This is a genomic window from Ruegeria sp. YKSD163 (genome assembly GCF_059612905.1).
The window spans coordinates 146,283-165,195 of sequence record NZ_JBXWRM010000008.1 but is presented as its reverse complement, the minus strand read 5'-3'; the positions used below and the strand labels follow the sequence as shown (position 1 = coordinate 165,195).

Genomic DNA, 18,913 nt, shown 5'->3' with positions numbered 1-18,913 from the left:
CCGCTTACTTGACTTTGGTCAGGCCCCCGCCTCGGCTGCGATCACATTCCGCAGCGCCAGCGCAAACAACTGCGCCACCGGGCTATCCGGCCGGTCGGGCCGCGTCATCAACCCCACCGGCCCCCGGGTCAACCCGGTCTGGAACGGCAACGCCACCAGCCGCCCCTCGGCAATCTCGTTGGCAACCACCCCGCGCGAGATAATCCAGACCGCATCCGAGCGGCGTGTATGCACCCGGCCAAACGCGCCCGAGACGGTTTCAAGCCGGTTGGGAAACTCGCCGATCCCGTTTGCGATCAGCATCTGCTCGACCAGCGGCCGGATCGCGGCACCTGGAGGCGGATAGATCACCGGCCAGTCGGCCACCCGCGCCAGATCGGGCGCGGCTAGCAGCGGATGACCGGGGCGCACCACAAACACCACCTGTTCCTGATAGAGCTGGGTAAACGAAAGCCCCTGCATCGTCTCGGGCGGACCCATCCGCCCGATCACCAGATCCAGCGTCCCCAAACGCAGCCGTTCGACCAGATAGCCATGCGGCCCGTCCTGGATCCGCAACAGCGCATGAGGTGCCAGTCTCGCGAATTCGCCCACCGCCCGCGGCATCAGATAGGCCGCCACGCTGGGCAAGGCACCCACCGACAGCGTTTCCCGCTGGCGGCGCCCCTCGGTTTCAATCCCGTCGAGCCCCTGTTGCAGGCTGGCCAGTGACATTCGGGCAAAATGCAGAAACACCTCTCCGGGCTTGGTCAGCTCCACCCCGGCCCGGCTGCGGCGCATCAGGGTGGTGCCGGTGATCTCTTCCAGCTCCTTCAGGGTCTTGGACATGGCCGGCTGGGTCAGGAACAGCTTTTCCGCCGCCGTCTTCAGACTGCCCTCGCGCGCGATTTCCACAAAGCACTGGATGTGGCGGAACTTGATGCGGCGGTCGATCATTAACTTTCCTATTTTGGAAACTAAGTTGCCTTACTACTCATTTTACATCACGCATTCAATCATTCATCCTGTTCTGAACGGGAGGAAACACGATGCGCACGCAAATAGTGATTGTCGGAGGTGGCCCTTCGGGCTTGCTGCTGGGGCAGCTGTTGCATCGCAAGGGCATCGACACGGTGGTGCTGGAACGCCAGTCACGCGCGCATGTGCTGGGCCGCATCCGGGCCGGTGTGCTTGAGGCGGGATTCGTCAACCTCATGCGCGAAGCCGGTGTCGCCGAGCGGATGGACCGCGAGGGATTCGTGCATCACGGCACCATCCTGGCCCACGGCGAGGAACAGATCCGCATCAGTTTCGAGGATCTGATCGGGCGACACGTGGTGGTTTATGGCCAGACCGAACTGACGCACGATCTGTATGACGCCCGCGATGCTGTGGGCGGCAAGACTGTGTTCAATGCCGAGGGTGTGACGATCCACGGTGCCGACAGCGACGCGCCTTATGTGACCTACACCAGTGACGGCGCGGAACACCGGATCGACTGCGACTATGTTGCGGGCTGCGATGGGTTCCACGGGATCAGCCGACAAACCATTCCGGCCGGCATCCGCAAGGAATATGAACAGGTCTATCCGTTTGGATGGCTGGGGCTGTTGTCCGAAACGCCACCTGTGAGCGACGAAGTGCTCTATAGCTTGTCCGAGCGCGGCTTTGCCCTTTGTTCCATGCGCAACGCCACGCTCAGCCGCTACTACATCCAATGTGCGCTGTCCGACAAGGTGACCGACTGGAGCGATGATGCCTTCTGGACCGAGTTCCGACAGCGGTTGCCGCGCGCACTGGGGGACCGGCTGGTCACCGGACCATCGATCGAGAAATCCATCGCGCCGCTCCGGTCCTTTGTCTGCGAACCGATGCGCTGGGGGCGGCTGTTCCTTTGCGGGGATGCGGCCCATATCGTGCCGCCAACCGGCGCCAAGGGGCTGAACACGGCGGCGAGCGATATCCATTACCTGTATCACGCGCTGGTGCAGGTGTTCGAGACCGGCGAGACCGAGGGGATTGATCGCTATTCCGAACAGGCGCTGGCCCGCATCTGGAAAACCCAGCGCTTCAGCTGGTGGATGACCAAGCTATTGCACCGTTTTCCCGAACAGACCGAATTCGACCTGCGCATCCAGCGGGCCGAACTGGAATTCCTGCGCGACAGCCGCGATGCGCAAACGGTGCTTGCACAGAACTATGTCGGTCTGCCCTACTAGGGCATGGCGGAAAGGAAGACGAATGTCTGAACGCTATGACAACGGAATGAAGGTACGCCGCCAGGTGCTGGGTGACGCTTATGTCGACCGGGCCGAGGCGAACCGGACCGAGTTCGAAAGCCCGTTCCAGACGCTGATCACCGAAGGTGCCTGGGGCACGGTCTGGGCATCGGACGGGATCAGCGACCGGGACCGGTCGATGCTGACACTGGCGCTGTTGGCGGCGCTGGGGAATTTCGACGAAATTCCCATGCATATCCGCGCCACCGCCCGTACCGGCGCCAGCAAGCAGGACGTGCTGGAGGCCTTCCAGCATGTGGCGATCTATGCCGGCGTGCCGCGCGCCAATCAGGCGCTGAAGCTGGCGCGGCAGACCTATGACGAGATGGAAGCGGAGTGAGCGGACCCGAGCGCGAACGGCCCAGCCAAGAGGAGACAGCCCAGATGACCAAACCCGGCGAATTCTACCAGCGCGACCGCGCCTGGCACCCGCCCGCGCATGTCCCTGACTACAAGACCTCGGTTGCGCGCTCTCCCCGGCAGGCATTGATCAGCCTCGAGAACACGGTGAGCGAGATAACCGGACCGGTTTTCGGCCATACCGATATCGGCGCCGACGACAACGACCTGATTCACAACTACGCCCAGACAGGCCAAAGCGCCATCGGCGAGCGGATCCTCTTGCATGGGAGAATTTTCGACGAAAATTCTCGGCCCCTGCCGAACACACTGGTGGAAATCTGGCAGGCCAATGCGGGCGGGCGGTATCGCCACAAGAAAGATACCTATCTGGCCCCCATCGATCCCAATTTCGGTGGTTGCGGGCGCACCCTGACCGACGAGAACGGCTATTACTACTTTCGCACCGTCAAACCCGGCGCCTATCCCTGGCGCAATTGGGTCAACAGCTGGCGACCCGCCCATATCCACATGTCGATCTTCGGAACCGCCTTTGCCCAGCGGCTGATCACCCAGCTCTATTTCGAGGGCGACCCGCTGATCCACAAATGCCCGATCGTCAACACCATCCCCGACCCCGACGCCGTCGACCGGCTGATCGCGCCGCTCGACGTGAATGCCGCAATCCCCTTCGATAGCCTAGCCTACCGGTTCGACGTAGTCCTGCGCGGGCGCCGCTCGACCCTGTTCGAGAACCGGCTTGAGGGGAACTGAAGCGTTTCAAGGTAAAATGAAGTCCGATTTTCCGGTTCGGAAACGCGACAAAGAGGAGATGATCATGGCCCAGAGACTCGACTATCTGAAGGAAACACCGTCCCAGACCGCCGGTCCCTATGTCCATATCGGTTTGGCCCCAGGCGCCGCCGGTTTCGACATCTATGACCGTGAGCTGGGCTGGGACATTGCCGGACCCAATGCCGCCGGAGAGCGTATCCGGGTCGAAGGCCGGGTCATCGACGGCACCGGCAGCCCGGTCAAGGATGTGCTGATCGAGGTCTGGCAGGCCAATGCCGCCGGCATCCATGCCCATCCCGAACACGCCGGCGAGGTCGAGGACGGGTTTCGCGGCTGGGGCCGGGTGATTACCGATTTCGAGACCGGCGAGTGGGGTTTTGACACCGTCAAACCCGGCCCGGTACCCGGGCGCAACGGTTCAAAACAGGCGCCGCACCTGACCCTCTGGATCGTGGCGCGCGGCATCAACATTGGCCTTAACACCCGGCTCTATTTCAGCGACGAGGCCGATGCCAATGCCGCCGACCCGGTGCTGAACCTGATCGAATGGAAAAACCGCCGCACCACCCTGATCGCTGCGCGCGACGAACGCGAGGGCAAACCGCTCTACCGCTTCGACATTCACCTGCAAGGCCCGCAGGAAACCGTCTTTTTCGATATCTGAGACCGGAGACCGCCCATGGACAAGCCCTGCATCATCTGCGTTGCAATCACCGGCTCCGTTCCCACAAAGGCTGACAATCCCGCCGTTCCGATCACGGTCAATGAACAGATTGAGAGCACACATGAGGCGTTCGAGGCCGGCGCCACCATCGCCCATTGCCATGTGCGCAATGACGACGGCACCCCCACCAGCGATCCCGACCGTTTTGCCCGGCTGATGGAGGGGCTGCACAAACATTGCCCGGGTATGATCGTGCAACTCTCGACCGGTGGTCGGTCAGGGGCCGGTCGGGCGCGCGGTGGCATGCTGCCACTGAAACCTGACATGGCCTCGCTCTCGGTCGGGTCCAACAACTTCCCCACCCGCGTCTACGAGAACCCGCCCGACCTGGTCGAATGGCTGGCCTCCGAGATGCGAACCCATCAGGTCACCCCGGAAATCGAGGCCTTCGATCTCAGCCATATCCTGCGCGCCATCGACATGCACGGGCACGGGCTGCTCTACGGCAAGCTCTATGTGCAATTCGTGATGGGGGTGAAGAACGCGATGCCTGCCGATCGCGAAGTGTTCGATTTCTACGTCCGGATGATGCAGACCCGCGCCCCTCGGGCCGAATGGTGTGCCGCCGGGATCGGCGCCAATCAACTGGCGGTAAACGAATGGGCAATCGCGGCAGGCGGACACACGCGTACAGGGCTTGAGGACAATATCCGCCTCGACCGGCAAACGCTTGCGCCCTCGAACGCTGCATTGGTACGGCGCAGCGTCGAGTTGTGCGAGAAATACCAGCGCCCGGTCGCCACCTGGCAGCAGGCACGTGAGCTTCTCGGGCTTCCGGCAACGGCGCGGAATTGAAAACGGTCGCACACCCAGCTATGCGAGCCCAATGAGACAAAGGGCGGGCAGCTATCTGGCGGTATTTGCAGGCGGGGCAACAGGCTCTGTCCTGCGTGAACTCTTGGGAGCCCAACTGCCAGGACTGCCCTTCCTCACTGCCACCTTCGGCATCAACATCGCCGCCTGTTTCCTGCTTGGCTGGCTTTATGCCATCCGCCATCGGCTGCATCCCCATCTGTTGCACCTGGGCGCGGTAGGGTTTTGCGGAGGTCTTTCGACCTTTTCCTCATTCATCCTCGAACTGGACCGGCTCACAAATTCCGGCGGCTGGTCCATCGGCCTCATCGCCATGACGGTGGAAATCGCCGCGGGCCTTGCCGCCGCCATCCTGGGCGAAGCGCTGGGGCGCGGCCGCGAGGCACGACGTTGACGACCTTTGCCCTGCATGCGCTCTTTGCACTCGGCGGCGGTCTCGGGGCGGTCCTGCGCCACTGGGTCGCGCGTCGTGTGACACATGACCTGCCGATCGCAACCCTGGTGGTCAATGTGCTGGGAACCCTTCTGCTGGGTATTTGGCTCGGCCAACCCGCAAGCGGTGCAGCGGACCCGGACCAAAGCCGCCAGCTGATCCTCGGTTTCTGTGGCGGCTTCACCACCTTCTCCAGCTTTGCCTATCAGACGCTCGACCTGCATCGCGCCCGCTCGATCGCCAGCGCCGCCGTCAACATCCTCGCCAGCGTGGCGCTCTGCGCACTTGCCTACCTGTTGGGCACCCATCTGGGCGGTTGATCCTGACGACCGCGCTGGGGGGACCAGTCCCCCAGACCCCCTGGAGTATTTCCGACCAGAAAGAAACAAGAGGGTCCCTGCTTCTTTCTGGTTCACAATACTCCCGCCGGAGGCGCCGCACCCGGCAAGCCGCGCAGCAGGGGCGAGGATACGTCACCTCTCGTCCCGCGCCGAGGAGGAGGAACGACGACGAGACCCTGAGCGCGCCGAAGGCGCACCGCCTGGTTACAGCGTCTTGAGATATTCGACCAACGCGCGGCGGTCCTCCTCGCTCAAACCCGCGGTGCCATAATCGTGGCCCGAATTGAAGTTGCCCGGGATCGGCTCGCCATCCTCGCCACGGGCGCGGAAGGTGAACGGGTTCTGTTCCAGGTCCGACACGAAACCGACCTTGACCGGGTCGAATTCGCGGCTGCCGACGCCAAAGACCTCGGGCCGGGTGGCCGCGTCCTCGGGCAGTTCCGCGTCAAGCGCGGTGGCGACGTTGCGCATGCGCGCGGGCAACAGCAGGTCATAGAGCGTCGGCACCGAACCATTATGCAGATAGGGCGCGGTGGCCCAGATCCCGTTCAACGAACGGGCCTTGTAGGCCAAGAGGGGATGCTCCTGCGTCAGGCATTCCTCGGCATCGGCTTTCTTCTTCGCGTCGCTGACACCGGGAAGGTATTCGGTCACCAGCCCGGTCTCGGTGCGAATCCCGCTGGGTCGGTCATCCTCGCCCAGGATCGCGGCCAGAACCTCGAACAGCTTGCCGCGGATGGTGCCCACGGTCGCGTTGACCAGCATCAGGCGGGTATAATCCTCGTCCCGGTCGATGCGGGTGAATTTCGTGTCCACAAGCTGGCCGCCGAAATTGCCCGATTTCGAGCGATGCAGGAAGGTATTGCAGGTGGTGAACACATCCGTCCCCAACTCTGCCAGCGGCGTCATGCTGATTTTCATATTGCTGCTGGTATCGGTCGGCGCCATGTGGCTGTGGCAGTCGGCGCAGCTTTCACCGTCGATCTTGCGGGTAAAGACCTCGCGCCCACGTGCTGCGAGATCCCAGTCGATGGCTCCCAGCATCTCCTCGGGCCAGCGTGGTGATTGCAGGCTTTCGAGCTGGCGTTCCAGCGAAATCAACTCGCGCACCCGGGCGCTTGAGGGATAGCCGCGCAGGACCTTGGACTTGTCCGTTTCGAGATGAGCAAAGACGCCAATCACCTCGGAGGTATTGCGCACCAGCGCGCCCAACTCGGTGTTCTCACCCAGGAACCGGATCTTGAACATGCGCGGCGCGATGCCGTTCCATTGCAGCTGGTCCTGCTGTGAGGTGTTCCAGATATGCGGATAGCTGGCCGGCGCGTCGGCCAGCACATTTGTGATCTGGTTCGGGTGGCGGATGGTCAGCGCCACCTTGTTCAGGATATGGCCCTGCGCATCCAGCCGGGCATGGCCATAGCGCACCTTGGGTGCCGCGTTCTTGTCGGCCAGCGCCTGTTGCCAGACAATCTGTTCGTTGAGCTGCAGTTCCAGCGACTCGCGCCCGTCGATCGTCTGGTCGGCCCCCAGCACCGCGCGCGCGAAACGGTCGAACCGGTCACGATCGGCGACGGTGTCCTTGAGCGCCTGCAACAGTTCCTCTTCCATCCGCTGGAAATCGGCCAGCGTCGGCGCGCCCTCGACCCGCAGGCGACGGCCCTGATGAGTAATCTCGTTGGTGTGGCAGGCCGAGCAGGTCAGCCCGACCCAGGGTTCGCGCATGGTCAGCGCGTCGCAGGTTTCCGGGAAGGTATCGCACATCAGGTCGGCATCCAGGGTCTTGTCCTGATCTACCACCCAGCCCAGCGGCAGCCCCTCGGGATTGTGCACCGGGTCGGGATTGGCGATATAGCCCAGCTCGTCCATATAGGCACGGTCCAGAAAGGCGCGGATCGCCCCATCCCCGTCACCGGGTTGTTCCAGCGCACGCATCCAGGACAGCGGCAACAGACGCGAACCCTGCGTGGTGGTATACCACCAGCGGCGCTGCGCATCGTTCCAGCCCTGATCCAGGCACTCGACGTCGCGACAGACGCTCCATCCAGATTGCGCTTGTGCCGCGGGCGCGGCAATGGCGGCGAGCCCGGTTGCCAGGGCGATACCAATCACATGTCTCGAAATCATCAATCTATCTCCGGTCTTCTGCCCCGTACGCGTCTCTTGCCTCAAGGGGATGGAAACGAAAGGGCGGCAACACCACTCTGCCGCTGCTCCTGCGTGTTTTTCAAATATCTTTTTCAATTATTTGGTCTCTAAACCCTGAGGTCCCAGATCACATGGAATGCTGAGTGGTGACCCGCTTCCAACCGCTCTAGGCTCAGGACCGGGTCGTAATTTCCCCGGCGGGACCCTGTACGGTTCGGTGAACGGCCTTGAACGGGCACCAACTCAGCACGACTATGATTTTCGCCAAGCCACTCACTCTCAGCTATCAATGGGACGTAGGGTAAAGATTGGATAGGTGACAATAATCACCCGAAATGGTGAAACACGTTATATTCCTTAGAAGTCCAGTCGAATCACCAAGACCCATGGCCCCAACTGACCAGCACGATCAACTCGTTCTTTCCATATACGATGCCGCGCTGGACCCGGGAAAATGGCCGGATCTTCTGACCCGAATCGCGCATTCTGCCGGTGGCATCGGCGCAATGATCTTCGAGGTCGAAACGCCCGGAGACCGGCCGCATCTGCTGGCCTCGCATTTCAGCGACACCTATCAGATGGAACTGGTCGAAGGGTATCTGAGCCAGCACAACGATCTGGAGATCGCCGATCAGGCCATCTTTGCGCGTCATTCCCGCGCCTCGGACGACATTCAGCTGATCCCGGACTCGGTGCTGGCCTCGTCCGAAGCCGAACTGTTGGCGCGCCCCAACCAGAAGACGATGATGCAATATGGCATCCGTTACCGCTGCGGCGCGCTGCTGAACAAGGATCAGCTATTCCACGACCGGTTCTCGATGCAATTCGGGTCCGACGCCTCTGACGATCTGCCGGAACGCCTAGCGCGAGCCTCGCGGCTGCTGCCGCATATCGCCAAGGCTCTCAGCATCGGACGTCCGGTACAGGCCGTGATGAAACGGCACCAGACGGTGCTGAGCGCGCTCGACAAGCTGGACGTGGGGTTCTGCGTCCTGGACAATCGCATGAATGTCGTTGCCGGAAACGAGGAATTCCGCCGTCAGACCGAAGAAAGCGGCGTATTCCGCCGCGACCCACATGGCAAGCTGAACTTTCGCAGCGATGACGACCTGAGCCGGGCACGGGCCCTGCTGGGCAGCCCGCTGCAACACGGCAGGTTCGGTGCCCGCCCCCGCAAGGAGGCGCTGGAGGCCGATCAACAGGCCGCCGCATGTATCGGCGAAGCGCTGTGCATCGATATTTCGCCGCTTCACAAAGCAGATGAACTGGGAGATGGCGCGGTGGATGGGTTCCTGCTGATGAGCACAGATACCAGCCGCACCTATCGGCTGGAAATGCCCACGATTGCCGCCCTGTTCGATCTGAGCGAGACCGAATGCGCGGTGTTCGAACTGATGGCAGAGGGAAAGACCAACAAGCAGATCGCCGAAGAGCGGGGGCGTTCTCTCGACACGATCAACTCGCAGGTCAAGTCGATCCTGTCGAAATCCAATTGCGACAACCGCACCCAGGCCATTCGCATGGCCACCAATATCTCGTCGGGCTTCCTGGTGCGCGACTGATCCTGCGGAGGTTAGTCGGCCTGCTGCATCTGTTCCGCCATCTTGCGGGCGCGCGGACATTGAAGCCGCTCGCGCAGCGGGCTGTCCGGATCGATTTCCTTGGAGCAGACGACGCAGCGATCCGCACCCGAGATCGCATTCAGCCCGCCACAGCTGCCCTTGATCCGCTTGCCCATCAGCATCACGCCCAGAGACATGCCCAGCACGACAATCATCAGCAGAAAGAAGGCCAGCAGGAAGGTCGTCATGGCGAAACCCTTTCGCGGTGTCACTCGGCGTCGTTCAGCAGATCGGCGAATGCGCTGCTCTGCGCCGTCATATAGGCCTCGGCGCCGTCTTGCGCATCCCTTTCGATGAAGAACACGGCAAGTTTATGCGCCTCTGCGACCTTCAGCCCCTGGTCCAGCCCCAGTACCAGCATCGCGGTGGCCCAGGCATCGGCCATCATGGCGCTGTCGGCAATCACGGTGACCGAGGTGGTGCGATGGGTGACGGGACGGCCGGTGACCGGATCGAGAATATGCGAATAGCGCTGGCCCTCGTGCTCGAAATAATTGCGATAGTCGCCCGAGGTCGCCATGCCGTAATCACTGACCGGCACCACCAGTTGCACACTCTGCGCGCCATGGTCGGGCCGCTCGATGCCGATGCGCCAGGCCTCGCCCTTGTCGTTCTTGCCGCGTGTCACCAGATCGCCGCCGATCTCGACCATGTAGTCGTCGATCTCGAACCCGCGCAACGTCTCTGCCACCGCGTCGACACCGTATCCCTTGGCGATGGCGCTGAGGTTGATGCCGGTCTCGGGCCGCGCCTTGGCCAGCGTGCCAGCGGCCGTATCCAGCGTCAGCAGCCGCGCCTGTCCGACGCCCTCAAGCGCAGCAGTAATCTCGGCATCCGAAGGGATCGGATCCTCGGGCTTGCGCGGACCAAAACCCCACAGCTCGATCAGCGGGCCCAGCGTGATGTCGAACTTGCCACCCGATTGCGCATGAACCTGATTGGCAGCCCCGATCACGGTGACAAATTCCGGCGAGACCGGCATCGGCGCCGTGTCGGTGCGGGCCGAAAAGGTCGAAACCTCGGATTTCGGATCCCAGTTCGACATTTTGGCGTTCACGTCGGCCAATGTCGCCTCGACTGCTGCCCCCAGCGCTTCGGGGTCCAGGTCTTCGCCGATGGCCGTGATATGATAGGTCGTTCCCATCGTGTCGCCAGAGAGTTTCACCACCTCCGGCTCGGCATCGAAAAGACAGCCGGACAGCATGAGGGCAACGGGCAGTGCAAGCCAACGGAACATGGGCCAACCTCGGATATTTCGCTGCTGCGGCATAGGCCAGCGGCGCGGTGGAGTCAAACCGGCTCAGCCCTTGAGCGGCAGGAAGGCCAGCGTCAGAAGGCCGATTGCCGCCGGTACCCCATAGGCCCAGAGATGCCAGCGTGGCGCGGGCGGCTCGGCCTTCCAGCTTTTGCGGTAGCCATGGCCGCAAACCACGACCACAAAGAAGATCAGCGCGGCGCTGGCCGGGGTCAGGTACAGGGTGTCGAACATGGGCGGGCTGCGGTTTTGTCCTGTCTGCGGCCGATTGGCCCTTTGCGGATCGGGATGCCGGGGTAAGATGGGGCAACGCGCAACAAGAAAGCAGGAGTCCCAGCCCATGGCCCCATCCTCATATCAGGCCCCGACCCGTGGCGACAAGGCCGACAAGACGACCTATAGCCAGTCGACCAGTTCGAACCTGGCGCAGTCACAATCGACCGTTGCCGATCTGCTCGGCGGCAAGGGCGACGCGGTGTTCTCGGTCCGGCCCGGCGACACGATTGGCCAGGTCGTCAACGTGTTGAAGGAAAAGCGGATCGGGGCGGTGCTGGTGACCGACCAGAACGGCGCCTTGGTGGGTATCCTGTCCGAACGCGACATCGTACGCCGCATGGCGGACACGCCGGGCCAGACGCTGCCGCAACAGGTCGAGGGCCTGATGACCAGCGAAGTCCAGACCTGTGCGCCAGACGAAACGCTGAACGCGGTGCTGAAACGGATGACCGAAGGCCGGTTCCGTCACCTGCCGGTGCTGCGCGACGGCAAGCTTTGCGGCATGGTCACCATCGGCGATGTGGTGAATTTCCGCCTGCGCGAGCTGGAATACGAGGCGCTGCGGATGAAACAGATGATCGTCGGTTAGGGTCGGACCCCGAAACCAGATCTGAAATCTAAGGCGGCTTTTGCGACGTTCGGCATCCTTGCCGGTCACGGCGACAACCGGGAAACAGGCAAAGCCGCCGATTTTCTGAAAGTTGCGGCGCAAGTTCTCGATTTGGTTCCCGCAGCAGGGTATTTGACCTCCGATGAGTGTCTTCGAGCGGTATCTCTCTCTTTGGATCGCGCTGGCGATGGCCGCCGGAATCCTGCTGGGCAGCGCGGTTCCCGGTTTGGTAGAGGCGGTTACCGCCGCCGAAATTGCCAACGTCAACCTGGTGGTTGCGGTTCTGATCTGGGCAATGGTCTACCCGATGATGGTAGGGGTCGATCCCGGCAGCCTCAAAGGCGCGGCGAAACAGCCAAAGGGTTTGGCAATCACGTTGGCGGTGAATTGGCTGATCAAGCCGTTTACAATGGCCGCGCTTGGCGTTGTGTTCTTTGACTATGTCTTTGCCGATCTCATCGCACCCGAAGATGCACAACAATACATTGCGGGGCTCATTCTGCTTGGGGCTGCGCCCTGTACAGCGATGGTGTTCGTCTGGTCCCAGCTTACACGTGGTGACGAGAGCTATACGCTGTTGCAGGTTTCGGTAAACGATGTGGTCATGGTCTTCGCCTTTGCGCCCATCGTCGCCTTTCTGTTGGGCGTCACGGATATCGCCGTGCCATGGGAGACGCTGTTTCTCTCGGTCGTGCTGTTTGTCGCGCTGCCGCTGGCGGCAGGTATCTGGACGCGGCGGCGGCTTGGCAGTGCAGAGCGCATCGACCGGTTTCGAGACAGGGTCAAGCCATGGTCGATCCTGGGCCTGATTGCGACGGTTGTCATCCTGTTCGGCCTTCAGGGGCAAGTGATCCTTGACCGGCCTCAGGTTATCGCGCTGATCGCGGTGCCGATCCTGATCCAGTCCTATGGTATTTTCGCGCTGGCATATGCATCGGCCTGGGCGCTGCGGGTTCCGCACCGGATCGCAGCCCCCTGTGCATTGATCGGCACCTCGAATTTCTTCGAGCTTGCGGTCGCGGTGGCGATCAGCCTTTTCGGCCTGAATTCCGGCGCCGCGCTGGCCACGGTGGTCGGAGTTCTGGTTGAGGTGCCGGTAATGCTGTCGCTGGTGGCTTTTGCCAACCGGACACGCACCTCGTTCAGCTGATATCGGCCTGAACCGGGTCAGCCCGGTTGCGGTGTGCCCCATCTTTGGAAACCGTTCGCGGAGCCGGACGCATCCCCGCCGTATGAGCATGTTGTGCCGAGCCTGATGCTCTTGCCCGGCGGAGCCTGGAAAACCGCTGTTTCGAAAGAGCTGATCCCGAGGCGATGTGCCCGGAACGAACCATGGGCAGCCCCGGCATGAAAAAACCGGCGCATCGCTGCGCCGGTTCCCAATTTATCCGCCGAAATCGTCGAGCATGATGTCTTCGCGATCCACGCCCAGATCCAGCAGCATGTTGATCACCGACTGGTTCATGATCGGCGGACCGCACATGTAGAACTCGCAATCCTCGGGCGCGGGGTGGTTCTTGAGATACTCTTCGAACAGCACGTTGTGGATGAAGCCGGTATAGCCTTTCCAGTCATCCTCGGGCTGCGCGTCCGACAGGGCCACATGCCATTCGAAATTCGGGTTCTCGGCGGCCAGCATGTCGAAATCTTCGACAAAGAACATCTCTTTCTTGGACCGTGCGCCATACCAGAACGAGATCTTGCGCTTGCTCTTCAGCCGCTTGAGCTGATCGAAGATATGGCTGCGCATCGGTGCCATGCCGGCGCCACCGCCGATGAACACCATTTCCTTGTCGGTATCACGGGCAAAGAACTCGCCGAAGGGGCCCGAGATGGTGACCTCATCGCCCGGCTTGAGATTGAAGATGTAGGACGACATTTTGCCCGCCGGAATGTCGCTGCTGCCCGGCGGGGGCGACGCCACCCGGACGTTGAGCATGATGATGCCCTTCTCCTCGGGGTAGTTGGCCATCGAATAGGCGCGCTCGACAGGCTCATCCACGACGGATTTGTACTGCCACAGATTGAAACGGTCCCAGTCTTCGCGATACTCGTCCTGAACATCGAAATCGGTATAGGACAGCTGGTGCGCGGGCGCCTCGATCTGGATATAGCCGCCGGCGCGGAAATTGACGTTCTCGCCCTCGGGCAGTTCCAGCACCAGCGCCTTGATAAAGGTGGCGACGTTGTCATTCGAGCGCACCTTGCAACGCCATTTCTTGACGCCGAACACCTCTTCCGGCACCTCGATATCCATGTCCTGCTTGACCGCGACCTGACAGGACAGGCGGTCACCACAGGCGGCCTCGCGCTTGGTGATATGGCTTTCCTCGGTAGGCAGGATCGAGCCGCCCCCCGAATGCACCTTGACCCGGCATTGCGCGCAGGTGCCGCCGCCGCCGCAGGCCGACGGCACGAACAGCTTTTCAGCCGCCAGCGTCTGCAACAGCTTGCCACCGGCGGGCACCGAGATGGTCTTTTCCCCGTTGATGGTGATGTTGACATTGCCGGTCGAGACCAGCCGCGAGCGGGCCATCAGGATCACGCCAACCAGCGCAATCACGATCAGGGTAAAGAGGACGACGCCCAGCGAAAAGGTTTCCATCTGTCCGCCCCCTTACAGTTTGACGCCCGAGAAGGACATGAAGGCCATCGCCATCAGCCCCGCAGTGATAAAGGTGATGCCCAGACCCTGAAGCCCGTCAGGCACGTCGGAATATTTCAGCTTCTCCCGCACCCCTGCCATGGCGGTGATGGCCAGCGCCCAGCCAAAGCCCGAGGACAGGCCATAGGTCGTCGCCTCGGCAAAGTTGTAATCACGCTCCACCATGAACAGCGAACCGCCCAGAATGGCGCAGTTCACCGTGATCAGCGGCAGAAAGATGCCAAGCGCGTTGTAGAGCGGCGGGAAATACTTATCGAGGATCATCTCGAGGATCTGCACCATCGCCGCGATCACCCCGATATACGAGATCAGACCGAGAAAGGTCAGATCCACATCCGGAAAGCCCGCCCAGGCCAGCGCGCCGGGTTTCAAGAGCGTATTCAGCAGAAGGTTGTTGGCCGGCACGGTGATCGCCTGCACCACCATCACCGAGATACCAAGGCCGAGTGCGGTCGAGATCTTCTTGGACACCGCGATAAAGGTACACATGCCGAGAAAGAAGCTGAGTGCCAGGTTCTCGACGAATACGGCCTTGACCGCTAGGGAAATCAGCCCTTCCATCAATGTGCCTCCACCGACTGGATCTTGAATTCACGTTCCTCGACCTGCTTGGGCTTCCAGGTGCGGAAGGCCCAGATCAACAGGCCGATCACGAAGAACGCCGAGGGCGGCAGCAGCAGCAGCCCGTTGGGCACATACCAGCCGCCATTGTTGACCGTTTGCAGGATGGTGACGCCAAAGAGGCTGCCCGATCCGAACAGTTCGCGGATCACGCCCACCAGCAACAGGATCAGCCCATATCCCAGCCCATTGCCGACACCGTCGATGAACGAGGCAACCGGCGGGTTCTTCATCGCAAATGCCTCGGCCCGGCCCATCACGATGCAGTTGGTGATGATCAGGCCGACGAAGACCGACAGGGTTTTCGAGATTTCAAAGGCATAGGCCTTGAGGATCTGGTCGACCAGGATCACGAGGCTGGCGATGATCACCATCTGCACGATGATCCGGATCGAGCTGGGGATCTGGTTGCGCAGGATCGAAATGAAGAAGGACGAGAACGCCGTCACGAAGGTCACCGCAAGCGCCATGACAAAGGCAACCTGCAGCGACGAGGTGACCGCCAGCGCCGAGCAGATGCCCAGCACCTGAAGCGTGATCGGGTTGTTGTCGACCAGCGGATCGACCAGGAGTTCTTTCTTGGTCTGGGACATCAGATCTCTCCCGCTTTCAGGGCCTCGAGGAAGGGCGCATAGCCTTGCTCGCCCATCCAGAACCGCACCAGGTTATCCACCCCGACCGAGGTCAGCGTGGCGCCGGCCAGCGCATCGACATAGAAATCGGCACCGGCGGCGGGCTGCGACTTGGCAACGGTGATCTGCAATTCACCCGCATCGTCGCGCAGCTTCTTGCCATTCCACATCGCCTTCCAGCGCGGGTTGTCCACCTCGGCGCCCAGGCCCGGCGTCTCGCCGTGCTGATAGAATTGCAGGCCAAAGATGTCGTTGCCGTTCTCTTCGACCGCGATAAAGCCATAGAGTGTCGACCACAGGCCATAGCCGTGGATCGGCAGGATCACCTTGTCGATGCCACCGGCCTCGTCCCGCAGCAGATAGACGGTGCGGTACAGCGCCTGGCGGCCGATCCCGGCGGGGTCGTCATCCAGCGCGCGGCTCAGCTCGGCGTCGTTGGCGGCGGCCTTGTCATCGAATGTGGCCGCGTCGAACTGGTCGGTAAACTGGCCGGTGGCAAGTTCCAGCACCTGCGGTTCGAACGCCGTGAAGGCCTCGGCCACGTTCTGGCCCGGTTCGAACAGCCCAGCGACCTGCAGAATGTTCATCTGCTTGTCCTTGAGCTTGTTGACCTCTTGCACCGGGCGCAGGGCGACGGCGGCCGAGGACACGATCATCGAGGCGACCAGACAGACGGCCACGGCGACAAAGATGGTCTTGCCCACCGAATCCGGCGGCGCGGCGAGGAAACGGGCGATCACGCCCTTGCTCTCGGTCTCAGACATGGCGGCGCGCCCTCCGTTTGATATTGGCCTGCACGACGAAATAGTCGATCAGAGGCGCAAACACGTTGCCGAACAGGATGGCGAGCATCATCCCCTCGGGGAAGGCCGGGTTGATCACCCGGATCAGCACCACCATCACCCCGATCAGCGCGCCATAGATGTAGCGGCCGGTATTGGTGTGGCTCGCCGAAACAGGCTCGGTCACCATGAAGGCCAGGCCAAAGGCATAGCCGCCCAGCACCAGGTGCCAGTACCAGGGCATGGCGAACATCGGGTTGCTGTCCGACCCGATGACATTGAGCAGCAGCGAAAAGCCGATCATGCCCGCCATGCAGCCCACGATCAGGCGCCAGTTGGCGATTTTCGTCATCAGCAGGAAGGCAAGCCCGATCAGGCAGGCGAGTGTCGAAGTTTCGCCAAAGCTGCCCTGAATGGTGCCATAGAACGCGTCCATCCAGGTGATGCCGTTGGCCGCCAGCTGCTGATAGCCATCCGCCGCCGACACGGCCAGCGCCGTGGCGCCGGAAAACCCGTCGACCGGGGTCCAGACGCTGTCGCCCGACATGTTGGCGGGATAGGCGAAATATAGGAACGCACGCCCGACCAGCGCGGGGTTGAGAAAGTTCTTGCCGGTGCCGCCAAACACTTCCTTGCCGATCACTACCCCGAACGAGATGCCAAGCGCCACCTGCCACAGCGGCGCGCTGGCCGGCATGATCAGGGTGTATAGCATCGAGGTGACCAGAAAGCCCTCGTTCACCTCATGGCCGCGCACGGTGGCAAAGACCACCTCCCAGATGCCGCCGACGATCAGCGTGGTCAGGTAGATCGGCAGGAAATACAGGAACCCATGCGCCACATTCGCCAGCGGATTGGCCGCATCCAGCGAAATGCCAAGCGCCTGAAGGATCGCAATCCGCCAGCCGGTCGCCGCATCGGTGCCCAGCATAGCGATGGCCGAGTTGGCCTGATAGCCGGTGTTCCACATGCCCCACAGGATGCAGGGGATGGTGGCGATCACGACATAGGTCATGATCCGCTTCATATCGACATAAGACCGGGCATGCGGTGCCGCAGTCGTCACCGTCTTGGGCGTGTAGATGAAGCTTTCGACCATCTCGTAGATGGGGAACAGCTTTTCATACTTGCCGCCCTTGGTGAAATTCGGCTCGATCCGGTCAAAGAAGTTGCGCAACCCCATGGGCTCAGCCCTCCTTTTCGATCTTGGAGAGGCTGTCGCGCAGCGCCAGCCCGTATTCGTATTTCGCCGGACAGGCAAAGCCGACAAGGCCCAGATCCTCTTCGTCCAGCTCCAGCGCGCCCAGTGCCTGCGCGGTGTCGGTGTCCATCACCAGAAGCGCGCGTAGCAGTTGAGTGGGCAGGTAATCCTGCGGCATCAGCTCTTCGAACGTGCCGGTCGGCACCATGGCGCGGCGGCCCCCGTTCAGGTTCGAGGTCAGAGCAAAAAGCTTGCGCGAGAACGCCGAGCCCAGCACCGGCTGCACCGCGAATTTCGACGGCATCGGCAGGATCCATCCCATCGTGTGCTGTTTGCGGTCTTCCTCGATCAGGGTCACCTGCCGGGCGAACCGACCCAGATAGCCAAACGGCCCCTCGGCCTGCCGTCCGCTCAGGATCGAGCCCGAGATCACCCGCACCGGTGCGTCGACACTGATCTCGGCGGTGGCCAGATCGCCGGTCGAAGCGCCCATGATGGTGCGGATCAGGCGCGGCTCGCGCGCGGCGGGCCCTGAAAGGGCAATCACCATCGACGGGTCGAGATGGCCGGTTTCCAGCAGCCGCCCGATCGCGATCACGTCCTGATACCCGATGGTCCAGACCGATTTTTCCGATGACAGCGGTGCCAGGAAATGGATATGGGTGCCCGCCAGCCCCGCCGGGTGGGGCCCGTCGAAGGTGGCCACTGATACGCCCGCCACATCGCTGCCGGGGATCGCATCGCCGGGCTTGTGACACAGCCAGGTCGGCCCGTCGGTCAGCAGCGCGACCGCCGCCAGACCGCTGGCAAAGGCGCTGCCCGCGTCGGCGACGATGGTGGCGGCATCTGCGGCCAGCGGTTCACTGTCCATCGCGGTGACAAAGATCGCGTCGGGCGTGTCGCCCGGCACCGGCATCTTGGAATAGGGCCGGGTACGGAACGCGGTCCACAGACCTGCGGCACAGAGTTTCTCGGTCAAGCCCTCACGCGTCTTGCCATTGCCGGTGGTGGCGAAATCGAGGCCGGGATCGGCGGCATCGCTGACCTCGATCACCACGCTTTGCAACACCCGACGCGCGCCGCGATTGATCGCGGCGACGCGGCCCGTCACCGGCGCGACCATCATCGCCTCGGGCGCGTCCTTGTGACAAAGGAGCGGCGTGCCGCGACGGACCTCGTCGCCTTCCTGCACCAGCATACGGGGTTTCAGCCCCAGATAATCGGCGCCCAGAACGGCCACCGAGCCGATCGCCGGGCCGGGATGAATGGTCTGAACCGGTGCGCCTTTCACCGGCAGGTTCAATCCCTTTTTCAATCTGAAATTCTGCATATGATCGCTACGTCTTCTCGTGTCCGAATCCCGTCGCGGGCCCTACCTATTTCATGGGACGGCCCGGGCAA

At 62.2% G+C, this 18,913-nt stretch carries 21 protein-coding genes; 10 read left to right on the top strand and 11 right to left on the bottom strand.

What is annotated here, in order from left to right; all coding sequences use genetic code 11:
• Positions 1 to 18: 18 nt before the first annotated feature.
• Positions 19 to 936 (bottom strand): pca operon transcription factor PcaQ, encoded by a 918-nt coding sequence (gene pcaQ / locus AC2FNA_RS12690; RefSeq protein ID WP_496827040.1) that lies wholly within the window; start codon positions 934 to 936, stop codon positions 19 to 21.
• A 92-nt stretch (positions 937 to 1,028) separates the two neighbouring features.
• Here pcaQ and pobA point away from each other — a divergent pair, with 92 nt between their 5' ends.
• The 7 genes from pobA (at position 1,029) to crcB (ending at position 5,682) form a co-directional block, all read left to right on the top strand.
• Positions 1,029 to 2,198, top strand: a complete 1,170-nt coding sequence (gene pobA / locus AC2FNA_RS12685) for a 4-hydroxybenzoate 3-monooxygenase (RefSeq protein WP_496827038.1) — start codon at positions 1,029 to 1,031, stop codon at positions 2,196 to 2,198.
• Between the two features lie 22 nt (positions 2,199 to 2,220).
• Positions 2,221 to 2,598: a 4-carboxymuconolactone decarboxylase gene (gene pcaC / locus AC2FNA_RS12680; protein WP_496827036.1), complete on the top strand. Its 378-nt coding sequence runs from the start codon at positions 2,221 to 2,223 to the stop codon at positions 2,596 to 2,598.
• A gap of 44 nt (positions 2,599 to 2,642) precedes the next feature.
• Positions 2,643 to 3,371: a protocatechuate 3,4-dioxygenase subunit beta gene (gene pcaH / locus AC2FNA_RS12675; protein WP_496827034.1), complete on the top strand. Its 729-nt coding sequence runs from the start codon at positions 2,643 to 2,645 to the stop codon at positions 3,369 to 3,371.
• A gap of 64 nt (positions 3,372 to 3,435) precedes the next feature.
• On the top strand, positions 3,436 to 4,056 hold the full coding sequence (gene pcaG / locus AC2FNA_RS12670; RefSeq protein WP_496827033.1) for a protocatechuate 3,4-dioxygenase subunit alpha: 621 nt from the start codon (positions 3,436 to 3,438) through the stop codon (positions 4,054 to 4,056).
• Between the two features lie 15 nt (positions 4,057 to 4,071).
• Positions 4,072 to 4,911, top strand: coding sequence for a 3-oxoadipate:acetyl-CoA acetyltransferase (locus tag AC2FNA_RS12665; RefSeq protein WP_496827031.1), 840 nt, complete (start codon positions 4,072 to 4,074; stop codon positions 4,909 to 4,911).
• A 31-nt stretch (positions 4,912 to 4,942) separates the two neighbouring features.
• Positions 4,943 to 5,323 carry a FluC/FEX family fluoride channel gene (locus AC2FNA_RS12660; RefSeq protein WP_496827029.1) on the top strand — a complete coding sequence of 127 codons (381 nt, stop codon included), beginning with the start codon at positions 4,943 to 4,945 and terminating at the stop codon, positions 5,321 to 5,323.
• Complete coding sequence (gene crcB / locus AC2FNA_RS12655; protein ID WP_496827027.1) at positions 5,320 to 5,682, top strand: fluoride efflux transporter CrcB; 363 nt, start codon at positions 5,320 to 5,322, stop codon at positions 5,680 to 5,682. The genes AC2FNA_RS12660 and crcB overlap by 4 nt, the downstream gene beginning before the upstream one ends.
• A gap of 225 nt (positions 5,683 to 5,907) precedes the next feature.
• Here crcB and AC2FNA_RS12650 read toward each other — a convergent pair whose 3' ends face one another.
• The gene (locus tag AC2FNA_RS12650; protein ID WP_496827025.1) at positions 5,908 to 7,827 is read right to left on the bottom strand and encodes a di-heme-cytochrome C peroxidase; all 1,920 of its coding nucleotides are present in this window, start codon (positions 7,825 to 7,827) and stop codon (positions 5,908 to 5,910) included.
• A gap of 407 nt (positions 7,828 to 8,234) precedes the next feature.
• Here AC2FNA_RS12650 and AC2FNA_RS12645 point away from each other — a divergent pair, with 407 nt between their 5' ends.
• Positions 8,235 to 9,410, top strand: coding sequence for a helix-turn-helix transcriptional regulator (locus AC2FNA_RS12645; RefSeq protein WP_496827023.1), 1,176 nt, complete (start codon positions 8,235 to 8,237; stop codon positions 9,408 to 9,410).
• 11 nt (positions 9,411 to 9,421) lie between these two features.
• Here AC2FNA_RS12645 and nqrM read toward each other — a convergent pair whose 3' ends face one another.
• The 3 genes from nqrM to AC2FNA_RS12630 all read right to left on the bottom strand — a co-directional run bounded on the left by nqrM (position 9,422) and on the right by AC2FNA_RS12630 (position 10,959).
• Positions 9,422 to 9,658 carry a (Na+)-NQR maturation NqrM gene (nqrM, locus tag AC2FNA_RS12640; RefSeq protein WP_234143715.1) on the bottom strand — a complete coding sequence of 79 codons (237 nt, stop codon included), beginning with the start codon at positions 9,656 to 9,658 and terminating at the stop codon, positions 9,422 to 9,424.
• Positions 9,659 to 9,678: 20 nt separating this feature from the next.
• On the bottom strand, positions 9,679 to 10,707 hold the full coding sequence (locus tag AC2FNA_RS12635) for an FAD:protein FMN transferase (RefSeq protein ID WP_496827021.1): 1,029 nt from the start codon (positions 10,705 to 10,707) through the stop codon (positions 9,679 to 9,681).
• 63 nt (positions 10,708 to 10,770) lie between these two features.
• Complete coding sequence (locus tag AC2FNA_RS12630; RefSeq protein ID WP_234221135.1) at positions 10,771 to 10,959, bottom strand: hypothetical protein; 189 nt, start codon at positions 10,957 to 10,959, stop codon at positions 10,771 to 10,773.
• Between the two features lie 106 nt (positions 10,960 to 11,065).
• Here AC2FNA_RS12630 and AC2FNA_RS12625 point away from each other — a divergent pair, with 106 nt between their 5' ends.
• Both AC2FNA_RS12625 and arsB read left to right on the top strand, forming a co-directional pair.
• Entirely contained in the window at positions 11,066 to 11,590 is a 525-nt protein-coding gene (locus AC2FNA_RS12625) for a CBS domain-containing protein (RefSeq protein WP_496827019.1), read from the top strand.
• A 163-nt stretch (positions 11,591 to 11,753) separates the two neighbouring features.
• The gene (arsB, locus tag AC2FNA_RS12620) at positions 11,754 to 12,761 is read left to right on the top strand and encodes an ACR3 family arsenite efflux transporter (RefSeq protein WP_496827017.1); all 1,008 of its coding nucleotides are present in this window, start codon (positions 11,754 to 11,756) and stop codon (positions 12,759 to 12,761) included.
• Positions 12,762 to 12,995: 234 nt separating this feature from the next.
• Here arsB and nqrF read toward each other — a convergent pair whose 3' ends face one another.
• Genes nqrF through AC2FNA_RS12590 form a run of 6 tightly spaced genes read right to left on the bottom strand, consistent with a single transcriptional unit; the run spans position 12,996 to position 18,842 of the window.
• Positions 12,996 to 14,216, bottom strand: a complete 1,221-nt coding sequence (gene nqrF / locus AC2FNA_RS12615; RefSeq protein ID WP_496827015.1) for an NADH:ubiquinone reductase (Na(+)-transporting) subunit F — start codon at positions 14,214 to 14,216, stop codon at positions 12,996 to 12,998.
• A gap of 12 nt (positions 14,217 to 14,228) precedes the next feature.
• Positions 14,229 to 14,837: an NADH:ubiquinone reductase (Na(+)-transporting) subunit E gene (gene nqrE, locus AC2FNA_RS12610; RefSeq protein ID WP_011241816.1), complete on the bottom strand. Its 609-nt coding sequence runs from the start codon at positions 14,835 to 14,837 to the stop codon at positions 14,229 to 14,231.
• Entirely contained in the window at positions 14,837 to 15,490 is a 654-nt protein-coding gene (locus AC2FNA_RS12605) for an NADH:ubiquinone reductase (Na(+)-transporting) subunit D (RefSeq protein WP_496827013.1), read from the bottom strand. The genes nqrE and AC2FNA_RS12605 overlap by 1 nt, the downstream gene beginning before the upstream one ends.
• Positions 15,490 to 16,293: a Na(+)-translocating NADH-quinone reductase subunit C gene (locus AC2FNA_RS12600; protein WP_496827011.1), complete on the bottom strand. Its 804-nt coding sequence runs from the start codon at positions 16,291 to 16,293 to the stop codon at positions 15,490 to 15,492. Before AC2FNA_RS12600 ends, AC2FNA_RS12605 begins: the two co-directional genes overlap by 1 nt.
• Positions 16,286 to 17,494 (bottom strand): NADH:ubiquinone reductase (Na(+)-transporting) subunit B, encoded by a 1,209-nt coding sequence (locus AC2FNA_RS12595; protein WP_496827009.1) that lies wholly within the window; start codon positions 17,492 to 17,494, stop codon positions 16,286 to 16,288. Before AC2FNA_RS12595 ends, AC2FNA_RS12600 begins: the two co-directional genes overlap by 8 nt.
• A 4-nt stretch (positions 17,495 to 17,498) precedes the next feature.
• Complete coding sequence (locus AC2FNA_RS12590) at positions 17,499 to 18,842, bottom strand: Na(+)-translocating NADH-quinone reductase subunit A (protein ID WP_496827007.1); 1,344 nt, start codon at positions 18,840 to 18,842, stop codon at positions 17,499 to 17,501.
• Positions 18,843 to 18,913: the final 71 nt, after the last annotated feature.

Coding starts and splice junctions, on each gene's coding strand:
- arsB (WP_496827017.1), top strand. CDS start 11,754: ATGAGTGTCTTCGAGCGGTATCTCTCTCTTTGGATCGCGCTGGCGATG.
- AC2FNA_RS12600 (WP_496827011.1), bottom strand. CDS start 16,293: ATGTCTGAGACCGAGAGCAAGGGCGTGATCGCCCGTTTCCTCGCCGCG.
- AC2FNA_RS12625 (WP_496827019.1), top strand. CDS start 11,066: ATGGCCCCATCCTCATATCAGGCCCCGACCCGTGGCGACAAGGCCGAC.
- nqrE (WP_011241816.1), bottom strand. CDS start 14,837: ATGGAAGGGCTGATTTCCCTAGCGGTCAAGGCCGTATTCGTCGAGAAC.
- AC2FNA_RS12595 (WP_496827009.1), bottom strand. CDS start 17,494: ATGGGGTTGCGCAACTTCTTTGACCGGATCGAGCCGAATTTCACCAAG.
- AC2FNA_RS12635 (WP_496827021.1), bottom strand. CDS start 10,707: ATGTTCCGTTGGCTTGCACTGCCCGTTGCCCTCATGCTGTCCGGCTGT.
- AC2FNA_RS12630 (WP_234221135.1), bottom strand. CDS start 10,959: ATGTTCGACACCCTGTACCTGACCCCGGCCAGCGCCGCGCTGATCTTC.
- nqrM (WP_234143715.1), bottom strand. CDS start 9,658: ATGACGACCTTCCTGCTGGCCTTCTTTCTGCTGATGATTGTCGTGCTG.
- pcaG (WP_496827033.1), top strand. CDS start 3,436: ATGGCCCAGAGACTCGACTATCTGAAGGAAACACCGTCCCAGACCGCC.
- pcaQ (WP_496827040.1), bottom strand. CDS start 936: ATGATCGACCGCCGCATCAAGTTCCGCCACATCCAGTGCTTTGTGGAA.
- nqrF (WP_496827015.1), bottom strand. CDS start 14,216: ATGGAAACCTTTTCGCTGGGCGTCGTCCTCTTTACCCTGATCGTGATT.
- AC2FNA_RS12650 (WP_496827025.1), bottom strand. CDS start 7,827: ATGATTTCGAGACATGTGATTGGTATCGCCCTGGCAACCGGGCTCGCC.
- AC2FNA_RS12665 (WP_496827031.1), top strand. CDS start 4,072: ATGGACAAGCCCTGCATCATCTGCGTTGCAATCACCGGCTCCGTTCCC.
- pobA (WP_496827038.1), top strand. CDS start 1,029: ATGCGCACGCAAATAGTGATTGTCGGAGGTGGCCCTTCGGGCTTGCTG.
- AC2FNA_RS12590 (WP_496827007.1), bottom strand. CDS start 18,842: ATGCAGAATTTCAGATTGAAAAAGGGATTGAACCTGCCGGTGAAAGGC.
- AC2FNA_RS12605 (WP_496827013.1), bottom strand. CDS start 15,490: ATGTCCCAGACCAAGAAAGAACTCCTGGTCGATCCGCTGGTCGACAAC.
- AC2FNA_RS12660 (WP_496827029.1), top strand. CDS start 4,943: ATGAGACAAAGGGCGGGCAGCTATCTGGCGGTATTTGCAGGCGGGGCA.
- pcaH (WP_496827034.1), top strand. CDS start 2,643: ATGACCAAACCCGGCGAATTCTACCAGCGCGACCGCGCCTGGCACCCG.
- AC2FNA_RS12645 (WP_496827023.1), top strand. CDS start 8,235: ATGGCCCCAACTGACCAGCACGATCAACTCGTTCTTTCCATATACGAT.
- pcaC (WP_496827036.1), top strand. CDS start 2,221: ATGTCTGAACGCTATGACAACGGAATGAAGGTACGCCGCCAGGTGCTG.